Source organism: Winogradskyella wandonensis, from assembly GCF_004346845.1.
Taxonomy (GTDB): domain Bacteria; phylum Bacteroidota; class Bacteroidia; order Flavobacteriales; family Flavobacteriaceae; genus Winogradskyella; species Winogradskyella wandonensis.
In genome coordinates, this window is sequence record NZ_SMGI01000003.1 from 97,536 (window position 1) to 111,707 (window position 14,172).

15 protein-coding genes are annotated in these 14,172 nt (G+C 35.2%); 10 read left to right on the forward strand and 5 right to left on the reverse strand.

The features are described from left to right. The 10 genes from DFQ05_RS09710 to DFQ05_RS09755 all read left to right on the forward strand — a co-directional run bounded on the left by DFQ05_RS09710 (nucleotide 1) and on the right by DFQ05_RS09755 (nucleotide 8,964). The gene (locus DFQ05_RS09710) at nucleotides 1-642 is read left to right on the forward strand and encodes a hypothetical protein (protein WP_132705217.1); all 642 of its coding nucleotides are present in this window, start codon (nucleotides 1-3) and stop codon (nucleotides 640-642) included. Next, the gene (gene scpA, locus DFQ05_RS09715; protein WP_132705218.1) at nucleotides 642-2,771 is read left to right on the forward strand and encodes a methylmalonyl-CoA mutase; all 2,130 of its coding nucleotides are present in this window, start codon (nucleotides 642-644) and stop codon (nucleotides 2,769-2,771) included. Before DFQ05_RS09710 ends, scpA begins: the two co-directional genes overlap by 1 nt. Nucleotides 2,772-2,832: 61 nt before the next feature. Next, nucleotides 2,833-3,228, forward strand: a complete 396-nt coding sequence (locus DFQ05_RS09720; RefSeq protein ID WP_132705219.1) for a hypothetical protein — start codon at nucleotides 2,833-2,835, stop codon at nucleotides 3,226-3,228. Between the two features lie 135 nt (nucleotides 3,229-3,363). Next, nucleotides 3,364-4,128, forward strand: coding sequence for a ParA family protein (locus tag DFQ05_RS09725; protein WP_132705220.1), 765 nt, complete (start codon nucleotides 3,364-3,366; stop codon nucleotides 4,126-4,128). Beyond that, a complete protein-coding gene (locus DFQ05_RS09730) occupies nucleotides 4,128-5,030 on the forward strand; it encodes a ParB/RepB/Spo0J family partition protein (protein WP_132705221.1) in 903 nt (300 codons plus the stop codon). Before DFQ05_RS09725 ends, DFQ05_RS09730 begins: the two co-directional genes overlap by 1 nt. After that, nucleotides 5,020-5,622, forward strand: coding sequence for a DUF5683 domain-containing protein (locus DFQ05_RS09735; protein ID WP_132705222.1), 603 nt, complete (start codon nucleotides 5,020-5,022; stop codon nucleotides 5,620-5,622). The genes DFQ05_RS09730 and DFQ05_RS09735 overlap by 11 nt, the downstream gene beginning before the upstream one ends. Nucleotides 5,623-5,632: 10 nt before the next feature. Then, nucleotides 5,633-6,334: a 4-hydroxy-tetrahydrodipicolinate reductase gene (gene dapB, locus DFQ05_RS09740; RefSeq protein ID WP_132705223.1), complete on the forward strand. Its 702-nt coding sequence runs from the start codon at nucleotides 5,633-5,635 to the stop codon at nucleotides 6,332-6,334. 66 nt (nucleotides 6,335-6,400) lie between these two features. Then, entirely contained in the window at nucleotides 6,401-8,023 is a 1,623-nt protein-coding gene (gene lepB / locus DFQ05_RS09745) for a signal peptidase I (protein ID WP_132705224.1), read from the forward strand. A 12-nt stretch (nucleotides 8,024-8,035) separates the two neighbouring features. After that, a complete protein-coding gene (locus tag DFQ05_RS09750; protein WP_132705225.1) occupies nucleotides 8,036-8,665 on the forward strand; it encodes a WbqC family protein in 630 nt (209 codons plus the stop codon). Further along, on the forward strand, nucleotides 8,650-8,964 hold the full coding sequence (locus tag DFQ05_RS09755) for a DUF6122 family protein (RefSeq protein WP_132705226.1): 315 nt from the start codon (nucleotides 8,650-8,652) through the stop codon (nucleotides 8,962-8,964). The genes DFQ05_RS09750 and DFQ05_RS09755 overlap by 16 nt, the downstream gene beginning before the upstream one ends. On the opposite strand, the gene DFQ05_RS09760 is transcribed toward DFQ05_RS09755, so the two are convergent. From DFQ05_RS09760 to DFQ05_RS09780, 5 genes are all read right to left on the reverse strand, one after another. Next, nucleotides 8,956-9,969 (reverse strand): endonuclease/exonuclease/phosphatase family protein, encoded by a 1,014-nt coding sequence (locus DFQ05_RS09760; protein ID WP_132705227.1) that lies wholly within the window; start codon nucleotides 9,967-9,969, stop codon nucleotides 8,956-8,958. The genes DFQ05_RS09755 and DFQ05_RS09760 overlap by 9 nt on opposite strands. A gap of 120 nt (nucleotides 9,970-10,089) precedes the next feature. After that, nucleotides 10,090-10,962 carry a rhomboid family intramembrane serine protease gene (locus DFQ05_RS09765; protein WP_132705228.1) on the reverse strand — a complete coding sequence of 291 codons (873 nt, stop codon included), beginning with the start codon at nucleotides 10,960-10,962 and terminating at the stop codon, nucleotides 10,090-10,092. A gap of 2 nt (nucleotides 10,963-10,964) precedes the next feature. Next, nucleotides 10,965-11,717 carry a rhomboid family intramembrane serine protease gene (locus tag DFQ05_RS09770; protein WP_132705229.1) on the reverse strand — a complete coding sequence of 251 codons (753 nt, stop codon included), beginning with the start codon at nucleotides 11,715-11,717 and terminating at the stop codon, nucleotides 10,965-10,967. Between the two features lie 6 nt (nucleotides 11,718-11,723). Next, on the reverse strand, nucleotides 11,724-13,583 hold the full coding sequence (gene mutL / locus DFQ05_RS09775; protein ID WP_132705230.1) for a DNA mismatch repair endonuclease MutL: 1,860 nt from the start codon (nucleotides 13,581-13,583) through the stop codon (nucleotides 11,724-11,726). Next, the gene (locus DFQ05_RS09780; RefSeq protein ID WP_132705231.1) at nucleotides 13,583-13,888 is read right to left on the reverse strand and encodes a hypothetical protein; all 306 of its coding nucleotides are present in this window, start codon (nucleotides 13,886-13,888) and stop codon (nucleotides 13,583-13,585) included. The genes mutL and DFQ05_RS09780 overlap by 1 nt, the downstream gene beginning before the upstream one ends. Nucleotides 13,889-14,172 lie beyond the last annotated feature (284 nt).

Here is a 14,172-nt window from a genome sequence, read left to right on the forward strand (position 1 = left end):
ATGAGAATAAATAAATCAATACCCCTAATTTTATGTTGCCTTACCTTACTATTACAATCGTGTAAAGGTGATATAAAAGTTGATTCTATTTTCGAAAACGAAGCACCAAAAAATACGCTTATCGGCGAAAAACATTTTTTAGAAGAAGATGGTATACAGCTTCAACTACCAGAAAACTTCAAGCGTCTATCTATCGCAGAATATTCAGAAATTCTAGAAAAAAAATCAAATAAATCTAAATTTTTATTGGAACGGCAAGAGTTAAAAAACACACGGAGTTTAAATGGTAATAGTTACATTTTTAGAACGCCCGAAGGAAAATCGTCCTATTTTGTAAATACCATTCCGTATTCTGAAATAAAAAAAGAAGATGCCCAAAAACTATTAGGCATCATAAGACAAAATCAGGACAACGTTGCAGAGAATTATAAAGTAGAATTTAGTAAAGTTACCGCAAAGTTTAAATCAATTACGGGAGCTCAAATATTTAAAGCCGTTTTTAAGGCGAATTTTAAAAGACATAAGCAAACACAATATCAGCATACCTATTTTATAAATTCTAATCAAAAATCGGTACTGCTCAACTTAATCACAACAGAAGATATTGACTTTGATAAGTACATCCAGAAAATGATTTTCTAATGAAAAGAAAAGACATTCAACATATTAGCATAAAGCAAACACCATTTCCAAAAGATAAATCTACTGGAAAAGGCAAGATTTTTAACACTGCTGAAGGCATACCTGTAAAATCTCAGTATTCGAAAGAAGATATTGAAGATTTAGAGCACCTTAATTTTGTTGCAGGCATTGCTCCTAACCTTCGCGGCCCTTATTCTACAATGTATGTGCGAAGACCTTGGACAATTAGACAATACGCAGGGTTTTCTACAGCAGAAGAAAGTAATGCATTTTACAGGCGTAATTTGGCTGCAGGACAAAAAGGTCTTTCTGTAGCTTTCGATTTGGCCACGCATCGCGGTTACGATAGTGACCACGAACGTGTTGTTGGCGATGTTGGGAAAGCTGGCGTAGCTATAGACTCGGTCGAAGACATGAAAATCTTGTTCGACCAAATTCCATTAGATAAAATGTCGGTATCCATGACCATGAACGGTGCTGTATTACCAATTATGGCATTTTATATTGTTGCTGCGGAAGAACAAGGCGTAAAACCAGAGCAGTTGGCAGGTACTATCCAAAATGATATTCTTAAAGAATTCATGGTGCGTAATACTTACATTTATCCGCCAACACCTTCGATGAAAATTATCTCGGATATTTTTGAATATACGAGTAAAAACATGCCACGTTTTAATAGTATTAGTATTTCGGGATACCACATGCAAGAAGCTGGTGCTACTTGTGATATTGAGTTGGCTTACACACTTGCAGATGGTTTAGAATACATTAGAAAAGGACTTGAAGCTGGTATGGATATAGACACCTTTGCGCCTCGCCTGTCATTCTTCTGGGCCATTGGAATGAATCATTTTATGGAAATTGCCAAAATGCGTGCTGCACGTATGCTTTGGGCAAAATTGGTAAAACAATTCAATCCAAAAAATCCAAAATCATTAGCGCTTAGAACGCATTGCCAAACCTCTGGTTGGAGTTTAACAGAGCAAGACCCATTTAACAATGTGGCTAGAACTTGTATCGAAGCCTCTGCAGCTGTATTTGGTGGTACGCAGAGTTTACATACCAACGCACTAGATGAAGCTATTGCTCTGCCAACAGATTTCTCAGCTCGTATTGCGAGAAATACTCAGATTTATCTTCAGGAAGAAACACATATTACCAAAACGGTCGACCCATGGGCTGGCAGCTATTATGTTGAAAAGCTCACACACGATATTGCTCAGAAAGCTTGGGAGCTCATCGAAGAAGTTGAAAATTTAGGCGGAATGACAAAAGCTATTGAAGCTGGCATTCCTAAACTGCGAATTGAAGAAGCTGCTGCTCGTAAACAAGCGCGAATAGACTCTGGACAAGACGTCATTGTTGGTGTTAACAAGTATAGACTTGCGGAAGAAGACCCATTACATATTTTAGAAGTCGATAATCAGACCGTAAGATTGCAACAAATCGAACGTTTGAATCAAATAAAAGCAGACAGAAATTCTAATGATGTATCTATTGCGCTATCAAAATTAACTGCTGCGGCAAAATCAGGTGAAGAAAATTTACTAGCTTTAGCTGTAGATGCCGCTCGGAAAAGAGCAACTCTAGGCGAAATTAGTGATGCACTTGAAGCAGAGTTTGGAAGATACAAGGCACAAATAAAATCATTTTCTGGCGTGTATAGTAAAGAAATAAAAGACGATAGTAGTTTTAAGAAAGCACAAGAATTGGCTGATAAGTTTGCTGAACAAGATGGACGCCGTCCGCGTATTATGATTGCAAAAATGGGGCAAGACGGTCATGACCGCGGTGCTAAAGTGGTCGCAACAGGTTATGCCGATGTTGGTTTTGATGTGGATATTGGGCCATTGTTCCAGACACCAAAAGAGGCTGCAAAGCAAGCTGTAGAAAATGATGTGCATATTCTTGGCGTATCTTCCCTAGCCGCGGGTCATAAAACTTTAGTTCCACAAGTTATTGAAGAGCTTAAAGCTTACGGACGAGATGATATTATGGTTATCGTTGGTGGTGTGATACCTAAACAAGACTATCAATACTTGTTTGATGCTGGCGCTGTTGCTGTTTTTGGCCCAGGCACCAAAATTAGTGATGCTGCCATTCAAATTTTAGAGATACTGATTGATTAGAATGAAATTCAGGTTTTTAGTTTTTTTATTACTATCTCAATTCAGTTTTAGTCAAAATCAATTGAATAAAACTTTAGTTGGTGACTGGCAATATGTTGGAACTTATGATTTAAGTAATAATAAGATTGATGACAAACTATATAATAACCGCAAAATTACCTCAAGGATAATTTCATATAAATCAGACAGTACATATATTTCTGAAACAAAATATGTCAGAAAAAAAAGTAAAAAATATTATGGAAGATGGGAATTCTCTAAAGACTCATTGAAACTATTACAAGCAACGAATTTAAAAAAGTCAAAATACAGAAACTATCCGTTTAAAAAAATGGTTATCAAAGGAGAAAAATTCACAAGATTTTTTGAATATCATATCATTACATTAACAAAATACCGACTTGTACTTTTTGATGACTTTCATAAACACAAGCTGGTATATAATAAAGTAAACTAACCCAATGCGTCTTTATCAAACTCAAAGCAAAGAGCAACAAAATTGTTGCTCTTTTTTATTGGAACTGTTAACAACTTCCGTTTTCAAAACCCATAAATAATCGTATTTTTAGCCCTTATTTAACCAAATCAATTAATGGGTAAAATCATAGCCATAGCAAACCAAAAAGGAGGCGTTGGTAAAACAACAACATCAGTAAACTTAGCCGCTTCACTAGGAGTTTTAGAAAAAAAAGTCTTACTTATAGACGTGGACCCACAAGCCAATGCAACATCTGGCTTAGGCATAGATGTAGATGCCGTGGAAGTTGGCTCCTACCAAGTGTTGGAGCATACAAAATCGGCAAAGGAGGCTATTGTATCCTCTAATGCGCCAAACGTAGATGTTATTCCTGCACATATCGACTTAGTTGCAATAGAAATTGAACTCGTCGATAAGGAAGAGCGCGAGTACATGCTAAAAAAAGCACTACAGGACATTAAAAACGATTACGATTACGTAATCATGGATTGTGCGCCTTCGCTAGGTCTATTAACTCTAAATGCACTAACAGCAGCAGATTCGGTTATTATTCCTATTCAATGTGAATATTTTGCGCTGGAAGGTCTTGGCAAACTATTGAATACAGTTAAGAGTGTTCAAAAAATCCATAACGAAAATTTAGATATCGAAGGGATGTTATTAACCATGTTCGATTCGAGATTACGTTTGTCTAACCAAGTTGTAGAAGAAGTTCAGAAACACTTCAGCGATATGGTTTTTGACACTATTATTCAGCGTAACGTACGTTTAAGTGAAGCGCCAAGTTATGGAGAAAGCATCATCAACTACGACGTAAGCAGTCGTGGTGCCGCAAATTACCTTAACTTAGCAAAAGAAATTATTAAAAAGAATTTATAATGGCGAAGGCAACTAAAAAACAAGCGTTAGGACGTGGACTTTCTGCACTGCTTAAAGACCCTGATAATGATATAAATTCTGCATCGGATAAAAATGCTGATAAGGTTGTTGGCAATATTGTAGAACTAGATATCGATGACATCGAAATCAATCCATTTCAGCCTAGAACTAACTTTAACGAAGAAACACTTCGCGAATTGGCGTCTTCTATTAGAGAATTGGGCGTTATTCAACCAATAACAGTTAGGAAATTAGCCTTTAACAAATATCAGTTAATTTCTGGTGAGCGTCGTTTTAGAGCTTCAAAACTCATTGGTAATACAACTATTCCTGCATATATCCGTATTGCAAACGATCAAGAGTCTTTGGAAATGGCTTTGGTAGAGAATATTCAGCGTCACGATTTAGACCCAATCGAAATTGCATTGTCGTACCAACGCTTAATCGACGAAATTAATCTTACACAAGAGCAGATGAGCGAGCGCGTTGGAAAAAAACGCTCTACTATTGCTAACTATTTGCGCTTATTAAAGCTCGACCCTATTATACAAACAGGAATGAGAGATGGTTTTATTACCATGGGACATGGTCGGGCTATGATAAATATAGAAAACCAAGTGGACCAACTGGAAGTCTACGAAAAGATAATTACCAACAAACTATCCGTTAGAGCTACAGAAGCCTTAGTGAAAAACTTAAATTCACCGAAAGACACATCTTCCAAAAATGAAGCAATAGAAGTTCCTAAACCCATTAAAAAAGGAATCAAAGAATTCTCGGAATACTTTGGGCATAAAATTGACGTTAAATTAGCTAAGAACGGGAGCGGAAAAATTTCAATTCCTTTTCACTCAGAAGAAGATTTTAACCGCATTATTAAACTGGTAAAAAGTGCTAAATAAGCGAAGTGTTTTTTTATTGTTTTGTCTATCTTTTGTTGTTCTGGGTTTTTCTCAAACACAAAAGGACAGCACACAAAACACTACTGTAGACGAGTTAAGTATCGATAAAGCATTACTCTCTAAAAAAGAAATAGATCCTTTACGCCCATCGAAAGCCGCTTTTTACTCGGCAATATTACCAGGACTAGGGCAAGCATACAATAAGAAGTATTGGAAAATACCTATAGTTCTTGGCGGACTTACAGGAGGAATCCTTGTCTATGATTTTAACAATAAACAATACAACCGCTACAGAGATGCCTTTAAGAGGCGCCTTGCAGGTTTCACCGATGACGAATTTTTTGGAACGGGAACAACACCTTTTATTTCTGATGACGCCCTAATTAGAGCGCAACGTCAGTTTAGACGGAATAGAGATATTGCTATGTTGGTTACCATTGGTATTTATGCTTTAAACATCATAGATGCTAATGTCGATGCCCATTTATTACAATTTAATGTTGACGAAAATTTAGCAATGCGACCCCATTTTCAATACAATCCCATGGAAAACTCTTCCGATTTGGGTGTGACTCTAAACTTTAAATTTTAGCCTTAAACATATGAGAATAGCTTTACTAGGTTATGGCAAAATGGGAAAGATAATTGAACGTGTTGCGGAAGAACGCGGACATTCTATAGCTTTAAAAGTAGATAGTAAAACGACAACGCTAGATTTTTCCCAGACAGATGTGGCCATAGATTTTAGCCTACCGACTACCGCCGTAAAAAATATTAAAGCTGCCTTAGACCATAATATCCCTGTTATTTCTGGAACAACAGGTTGGCTATCACATTACGACGACATTGTTACGTATTGCAAGTCTAAAAAAGGAGCATTTTTATACGCCTCGAATTTTAGCTTGGGCGTTAATATCTTCTTCGAAGTTAATAGAGTTTTAGCTTCACTAATTGCTAATTACCCGGATTACGAATTAAATATCGAAGAAATTCACCATACACAAAAGCTGGATGCGCCAAGTGGCACCGCAATTTCTTTGGCAGAAGATATTATTAAAAATTCTAACTATAAGAATTGGACATTAGACGAGGCTGATTCTAACAACATAAAGATTAAAGCCAAACGCATTGTAGATGTTCCTGGAACACATATTATCAACTATAATTCCGATGTTGATTCAATAGAAATAAAACATACAGCACATAATCGAGAAGGTTTTGCATTAGGTGCAGTTATTGCGGCAGAATGGATTGCCGACAAAAAAGGCGTCTTCAACATGAAAGACGTATTAAATATTGGTTAATTTGTAACTTTTTTAAAACAAAAACTATAATTTTCTGCATTTAGTAGACAATTAACATTCAATACTATGAACTGGACAGAGTGGTCAATCTTTTTTATAATTATACAAATAATTCATGGCTTAGGTACATGGAAACTTTACATTAAAGCAGGTCGCAGTGCATGGGAAGCATTCATCCCAGTGTATAATGCTGTAATTTTAATGAAAATTATTACACGCCCTTGGTGGTGGGTTATACTTATATTTTTACCAATCGTTAATCTAATTATGATTCCTGCTGTTTGGGTAGAAACAGCAAGAGCCTTTGGTAAAGACAGTAAATTAGATGCGCTAATTTGTATTCTCTCATTAGGTTTTTACTTGTATTATCTCAATTACATTGAAGACGTAAAATTTATAGAAAACCGTCAATTAAAACCAAAAACAAGTACTGGAGAGTGGATTACCTCTATCTTATTTGCCATCGTAGCAGCGACCATAGTGCATACGTACTTTTTTCAACCATTTGTAATTCCGTCTTCATCTTTAGAAAAATCACTTTTAGTGGGCGATTTCTTAGTGGTTAGTAAAATACATTATGGAGCAAGAGCACCAATGACCACAGTAGCTGCACCAATGGTACATGACACCATACCAAAGTTGGGTATAAAATCGTATCTATACGATGATAATTTCGAAAAACGTAATACCTCTTGGAAAAATAAATTACAGCTGCCCTACTTTAGGCTTCCTGGTTTTGAGTCGGTAGAACGAAATGACTATGTCGTCTTTGGCCAACCTGCGGATACGCTTAGGGACATGAATGAATTTACACCAGACCGAAATTATTACAAGCCTATAGACAAAAAAACAAACTTGGTAAAACGTTGCGTTGCAATTCCTGGAGATACCTTGGAGATTAAAGAAGGCTATGTGTATATTAATGGGAAGAAAAATGTACTACCAGATAGAGCGCAATTACAGTTTTCGTATAATGTAAAATTAAAAAATCCAATAAATTCTCAAGCTGATGTTAACCGCATCTTGAAGATTTTAGATCGTGCGGATATAGATGACGGTATTGGTCAATTACCTTCTGGGGAATATAGAATTAATGCCGCATCAGATAAAGCCATTGCAGCGTTTAAAAATCACCCTGAAGTCCTTTCTGTAGAACGTAACATACAAGAAAAAGGTCAGTATGGTGGTGTATTCCCTCGAGACCCTAATTACTCTTGGAATATTGATTTTTTTGGACCACTTTATATTCCAAAAGCTGGGGAGACAGTAGATTTAACAGTGGAGAATTTACCGCTTTATGATAGATTAATCCAAGAATACGAAGGTCACAAGGTTTTTGCTAGAGGAAACGAAGTGGTTTTAGATGGAAAAGTCGTTAATTCTTACACTTTTGAAAAGGATTACTACTGGATGATGGGTGACAATAGGCATAATTCTGTAGATGCCCGTGCTTGGGGTTTTGTACCGTTTGATCATATTATAGGTAAACCTGTATTTATTTGGATGAGTATTGATGGTCTAATGGATGACGATAGACCTATTAAATTTCGTTGGGACCGCGTGTTTACAACCGTTAACGGTAAAGGCGAGCGCGTTTCATATTTAATTCCATTTTTAGTAGTTGTCTTTGGTTTGACGTTCTTTAATCGTTGGAGAAAAAAGAAAAAGCTAGAGAAGAAAAATAAGTAATCTTTTTTAATCATGCTTTTGCATCCTACTTACTTTCCTAATATTGCGCATTTTGCAGCAATGTTACAGAAAGATTATTTTACTTTAGAAATATGTGACAACTACCAAAAGCAAACGTTTAGAAACCGTTGCGAAATCTACGGTGCTAATGGTAAGCTAACACTAACAGTTCCTGTTTCTTACACGCAAAAACAAAGACAGCAATACAAAGATGTAGCAATCTTTAATAACGAAGATTGGCAGTCGCAACACCTAAAATCTTTAGATTCGGCATACAGAATGTCACCGTTCTATGAGTTTTACATCGACGATTTAATGCCTGTTTTTCAGAATAAATTCTACAGTCTTTTGGACTTAAATCTAAAGAGCTTAGAACTAATTTTGAAGTGTTTAGAGCTTGATTTAAATTATTCAATTTCAAACGTTTTTACGCTTCCAAAAGACGCAAAAACTGACTATCGTTGTCTTGTAAATGCAAAAAAGCATAGCGATTTTAACTTTCCGTTTTATACGCAAGTTTTTACCCAGAAACATGGGTTTATATCTAATCTAAGTATTCTGGATATTTTATTTAATGAAGGTCCAAATACTCTAAATTATCTAGAACGTTTAACATTAGATACATCGTGCTTCAATCAATAACACATTACGGTATTCACTTTTTAGGACCTTTAATTGTAGCACTGCTATTCTTTAAAAATCAATGGAAAACTGCGTTTATAATCATGGTCTTAGGAATTCTAATTGATGTAGACCATCTTCTAGCAACGCCTATTTTTGATGCTAATCGTTGTAGTATAAATTATCATGTATTACATACCTTTTACGCTATAGCTATTTATAGCTTACTTGCGCTACTTAAAAAAACACGTTTAATTGGCCTAGGATTACTTATCCATATTTTAGCAGATATTGCAGATTGCAGTTTTATGCTACTTTAAGAAAGCCATTACCGGATAATGGTCGGATAACTTAACATCGTAGTTTTTAAAACCATTGACGGTAAAAGCATTATCTGCCAAAATAAAATCAATCCGAAGCGGAATAAAATTAAAGTCAAAAGTTTTACCAAAGCCATTGCCCGCGACCTTAAAAGCATCCTTGTAATCGCCCTTAATTTTATTATAAACATAAGAATAAGCCGTATTATTAAAATCTCCGGTAATTACAGTTTTATAAGGACTTTTCGCTTTATGTTTCATAACCAATTCTGCTTGCGTTTGCTGAATTTTAAACACCTCACCGATACGTTTAGTTAAACGCTCGGAACCTTCCTTTTGTAAATCCTTTACCTTGGTACTTACTTTAGAAGATTGTAAGTGCAAATTATAAATTCGGATGGTATCCTTTTCTTTTACAACATCGATAAATATGGCGTTATTAGATGTATTAGGAAATGTGATAGAGCCTGAATTAACAATAGGAAATTTTGAAAAGATAGCCTGACCACTTTTTACTTTTTCACCAGACACATATTCGAATTTTTCGTAACCTTCTAAAGTAAAATGAACACTCTTTCTATATTCTTGAAAGCTTATTATTGATGGATTTTCTCTTTTTATAAACGCCAAAATATCAGCCTCGACAGTTTTACTCGGCAGCCATTCAAAAAGATTAAACAACCGAACGTTATAATTCATTACTGAGAAATTGGAAGTATCTACAACTGTCTTAGAACCCGTGAATTTATATATAGAGGTTAAATAATTAAACCCAAGCACCAAAACAATGAGCGACAGCATCAGTTGCTTTTTTACATTAAAAAGCCAATACAGTAAAAACAATATATTAAAGAAAATAAGTAATGGTACAGCAAGACTTAAAACAGACAACAAAGAAAATGTTTTAGGCGGCACATAAGGTAATATGTAAGAAACCAATAATAGAAAAGCCGCCAATGTATTGACAAAAAAAATGACTTTATCTATAAATTTTAGTCCTTTCATGTATTAATTTTATTATTCTTAAAATGGTCACACTTCGACTACACTCAGTGCAAGCATGGAACATCCTATATAATTACCTGTAGGTATGACTAAAATTTAGTCATGGATATTTCATAAGTATTACTGCTTGCCCTGCCTAAACAGAAACTCCTTTTCTTCGGATGTTAAACTTTCGTAGCCACTCTTACTGATTTTGTCTAGAATGGCATCTATCTTCTTTTGATTATTTAACGCATCAGACTCTTTTTTGGTCTTTGGAGTTGGCTTGGTCGACCTCTTTTTTCGATGAACGGTTTTTAAATTAGATTTTGGCTTGAATAAACTAACAAAATGGTCTACCAGTCTTTCAAAGCCCAAACCGATATCTGTACCATCTAAAAGTTTTTTCGCATAATAATACCCCAAAATATAACCGCCGATATGTGATACATAACCTCCAGAATTTAGCCCCAAAAGCATCCTAAAAACATCCAATCCAATAAAAATAAGTGCTATATATTTCCATTTGATTGTAAATAAATTAAAAGGTCTAATTTCTGAATCAGGCATGTAAGTCGCTACAAATACTAGTAGTGCAGCAACACCTGCCGAAGCACCTCTTAACGTACCTCCAGCTCCGAAAAAATCTGTAGGCCATAAATTAGCAATAGCCATAAACAATAAGCCTCCGACAATAATTCCTAAAAAGAAAACATTGAGAACTAATTTTGGTCTAAACAGATTAATTGCCACTCGTGATAAATAAAATAGCATTAACATATTAATTATGAGATGCCATAAACTAGCATGAATAAAACCATAAGTGATTAAAGACCATGGTTGCCAAATAAAGCTATTAAAATCTGCTGGTAAAACTAAGAATGACTGTAAGGCGCTTAACTTAAAAACACGCAATAGGATTAAAGCAATAAAAATAAGACCATTAATTACAATGATTTTACCGAAAGCATTAAGATTATAATACTTGTATTTAAGCTCGTCTAAAGTTCCCATAACTAATTCCAACGGTATTTATCCATACTATTTTTCTTCCAGTACCACATGATTAAAAATCCAACAACGGCACCACCTACGTGAGCCATATATGCCGTGTTGCTTGGGCTAAAAAAGGATTGGCCCGTTATTGCAGAAATTACATCTAATATGATGATTCCTGGAATAAAATATTTGGCTTTAATAGGAATTGGGAAAAATATCAACATTAATTCCGCATTAGGATTCATCATACCAAATGCTGCCAATACGCCCATAATACAACCCGAAGCACCAACCATGGAAGCCGCTAAACTTGGCGCTATATTGCGTAGTTGTTGTAACTGAACTTCAGTTATACCTGGTAAAATTCGGTTTGTCTCGAACATTTGATTAATCGATTCTGGAGTAACGCCCGAAGCGATTAAACTATTATAATCTGGTAAAAAATTGACATAATAATATCCAAGTTGAAAAAGTACTGCTCCTAATCCAGCTGAGAAATAAATAAACAGAAATCGTTTAGTGCCTATTTGCCGTTCAACAGAAGTCCCAAACATCCAAAGCGCAAACATATTAAAAAACAAATGCGCTCCTCCACCATGCATAAACATATGTGTAATAATTTGCCAAGGCTCGAAAGCAGGATTTTTCGGAAAGTATAAAGCAAACCAATCATAAAATGTCTGACCGTTACCGATACTAACGGTACCGATAAACATAATTACATTTATAATTAATATATGCTTTACCGCATCTGTTATATTTAATCTCATAATTCTTTACATAAATTTCTTTTCGATATCATCCACACCCAAAGTAATAAAAGTCGTTTTGTTGGAAGGCGATACCGATGGTTCTTTACACGCAAATAGACTATTAAGAATATGCTCTTGCTCTTCTGCGTTTAAGGTTTGGCCAGTTTTTATTGCTAAACTTTTTGCCATTGATTTAGCTAATAAATCAGAAGCACTAAAATTCTGGTCTGGCACATCGTTTTGTACATCACTAATCAGTTGCTCAAAAACGATAGTTACCTCACTTTCTGGAACACCAACAGGCACGCCTGTAATTACAATTTGCTCGTCTTTTACATCAGCAAATTTAAAACCAGCAAACTCTAGATCCGCCTGCAATTCTTTAATAATAGCAATATCAGAATTCGAAAAACTGATATTTAGAGGAAATAACAACTGCTGGGTGGTTGCCTCCTTAGATGTTAATTGCTTCAACAAATTTTCGTATAAAATACGTTGATGCGCACGATTTTGGTCTATAATTAACATACCAGACTTGATGGTGCTTACAATATACTTTTGCCGTAATTGATAGGTTGTTTTCTCTTGAGCAACCTCATTAGACTTAAAAATCGATTCTGTTTTGGCATCACTTTCAAACGTGACTTCTGCAAAATCATTTTTAGACGCATTGGACTTAGATTCTAAGCCTACATATAAACTTTCCCAATGGGCCTGCGTTTTAAGTTGCGAACTGCGATGTGAGCCTGCATTAGACTTTGCCGTTTCAAATTCGTTCTTAAATGGGTTAAACGACCTATCTACAGTAATCGTTGGTGTTTTCCCTGACTTATCTTTGTAATCGTAAGGTGTATCTAGATTAGTATCACTATCAAAATCTAAAACTGGTGCAATATTAAATTGTCCGAGACTGTGCTTAACAGATGACCTTAAAATAGCATAAAGCGTGTGCTCATCATCAAACTTAATCTCTGTTTTTGTAGGATGAATATTAATATCTATAGTCTGCGGATTAACCGACAAATTTAAAAAGTAACTCGGATGATAACCGTCTTTTAGTAAGCCTTCGAATGCGGCATTGATGGCATGATTTAAATAAGGACTCTTTACAAAGCGGTTATTGACAAAAAAGAATTGCTCTGATTTTGTTTTCTTAGAAAATTCGGGTTTTCCCACAAAACCTGACACCTTGAGTACTTCAGTTGTCTCTTCCACAGGAACTAACTTCTCATTTGTTTTAGAACCAAAAATATTCACAACACGTTGACGGTAGTTACTTTGATTTAAACTAAATAGTTCACTCCCATTATGAAACATCGAGAACCCAATATTTGGATGTGCTAAAGCAACACGATGAAACTCATCTGTGACATGCCTAAGCTCTACAGTATTAGATTTTAAAAAATTTCGTCTCGCAGGAATATTAAAAAATAGGTTTTTAACCGCAACCGAAGTTCCTTTTGGGGTTACCACGACCTCTTGTGATTTTACGGCACTTCCCTCAATTACGATTTGTGTACCAAGTTCGTCTTCGTCGCGTTTAGTTTTAAGCTCTACATGAGCAATTGCAGCAATACTTGCTAAGGCTTCTCCTCTAAATCCTTTTGTGCTAAGCTGAAACAAGTCTTCTGCAGTTCTAATTTTTGAAGTCGCATGACGCTCAAAAGATAATCTGGCATCAGTAGTACTCATACCCATACCATTATCTATAACTTGCACTAAGGTTTTTCCTGCTTCTTTTAGGATTAATTTTATATCTGAAGCACCAGCATCAATAGCATTTTCTAATAGCTCTTTTACTACGGATGCAGGACGCTGTACGACCTCTCCCGCAGCTATTTGGTTAGCAACATGGTCTGGTAATAGTTGTATGATGTCGGACATTAGCTTTTAGAAGAAAATATAGATAAATCGAAATCTAAAATGTAAAGTGAAATAAAAACTAAAATTAAGATTATAATATAAATCGTAGTATTGAAACCAGAATTACTTCTATTCCTACTATTTAATCTACTTTCATGCCAATGTCCAGAAAAATCATTTTTGTTTAGTTCTTCAGCATATGCGTCAAATTTTGATGGATAAGCTGACTCGTCGACACTATCTTTACCTTTATAATATCTCGGTGTGTAATTAAATCTTTTATTTCTCGGCAATCCTTTAAATAACTTAAACTTTATCGGCCCCATAATACAACTAGTTTATATACCCATTTAGAATATAGATTAATACAAATACAAAGACTAAAAAAACAAGAAGCATTGGTAAGGACGTTAAAAAATTACCTTTGCGCCTGTTATGACCTCTCATCTCTTCCCATTTTGCCTTTAACTCTTCTTTTGATTCAGTCTTTCTTGAATCTGGCAATCGAGATTTAATATTGAAGCGTCGAGGTTGTCGCTGATTAAACATGGTCTAAGCATTTCTATCGTTCCTTTCAAAAATACTTAAAATACAAGGAAACCATGTATAG

Coding starts and splice junctions, on each gene's coding strand:
- DFQ05_RS09710 (WP_132705217.1), top strand. CDS start 1: ATGAGAATAAATAAATCAATACCCCTAATTTTATGTTGCCTTACCTTA.
- scpA (WP_132705218.1), top strand. CDS start 642: ATGAAAAGAAAAGACATTCAACATATTAGCATAAAGCAAACACCATTT.
- DFQ05_RS09725 (WP_132705220.1), top strand. CDS start 3,364: ATGGGTAAAATCATAGCCATAGCAAACCAAAAAGGAGGCGTTGGTAAA.
- DFQ05_RS09730 (WP_132705221.1), top strand. CDS start 4,128: ATGGCGAAGGCAACTAAAAAACAAGCGTTAGGACGTGGACTTTCTGCA.
- dapB (WP_132705223.1), top strand. CDS start 5,633: ATGAGAATAGCTTTACTAGGTTATGGCAAAATGGGAAAGATAATTGAA.
- lepB (WP_132705224.1), top strand. CDS start 6,401: ATGAACTGGACAGAGTGGTCAATCTTTTTTATAATTATACAAATAATT.
- DFQ05_RS09750 (WP_132705225.1), top strand. CDS start 8,036: ATGCTTTTGCATCCTACTTACTTTCCTAATATTGCGCATTTTGCAGCA.
- DFQ05_RS09760 (WP_132705227.1), bottom strand. CDS start 9,969: ATGAAAGGACTAAAATTTATAGATAAAGTCATTTTTTTTGTCAATACA.
- DFQ05_RS09765 (WP_132705228.1), bottom strand. CDS start 10,962: ATGGGAACTTTAGACGAGCTTAAATACAAGTATTATAATCTTAATGCT.
- DFQ05_RS09770 (WP_132705229.1), bottom strand. CDS start 11,717: ATGAGATTAAATATAACAGATGCGGTAAAGCATATATTAATTATAAAT.
- mutL (WP_132705230.1), bottom strand. CDS start 13,583: ATGTCCGACATCATACAACTATTACCAGACCATGTTGCTAACCAAATA.
- DFQ05_RS09780 (WP_132705231.1), bottom strand. CDS start 13,888: ATGGGGCCGATAAAGTTTAAGTTATTTAAAGGATTGCCGAGAAATAAA.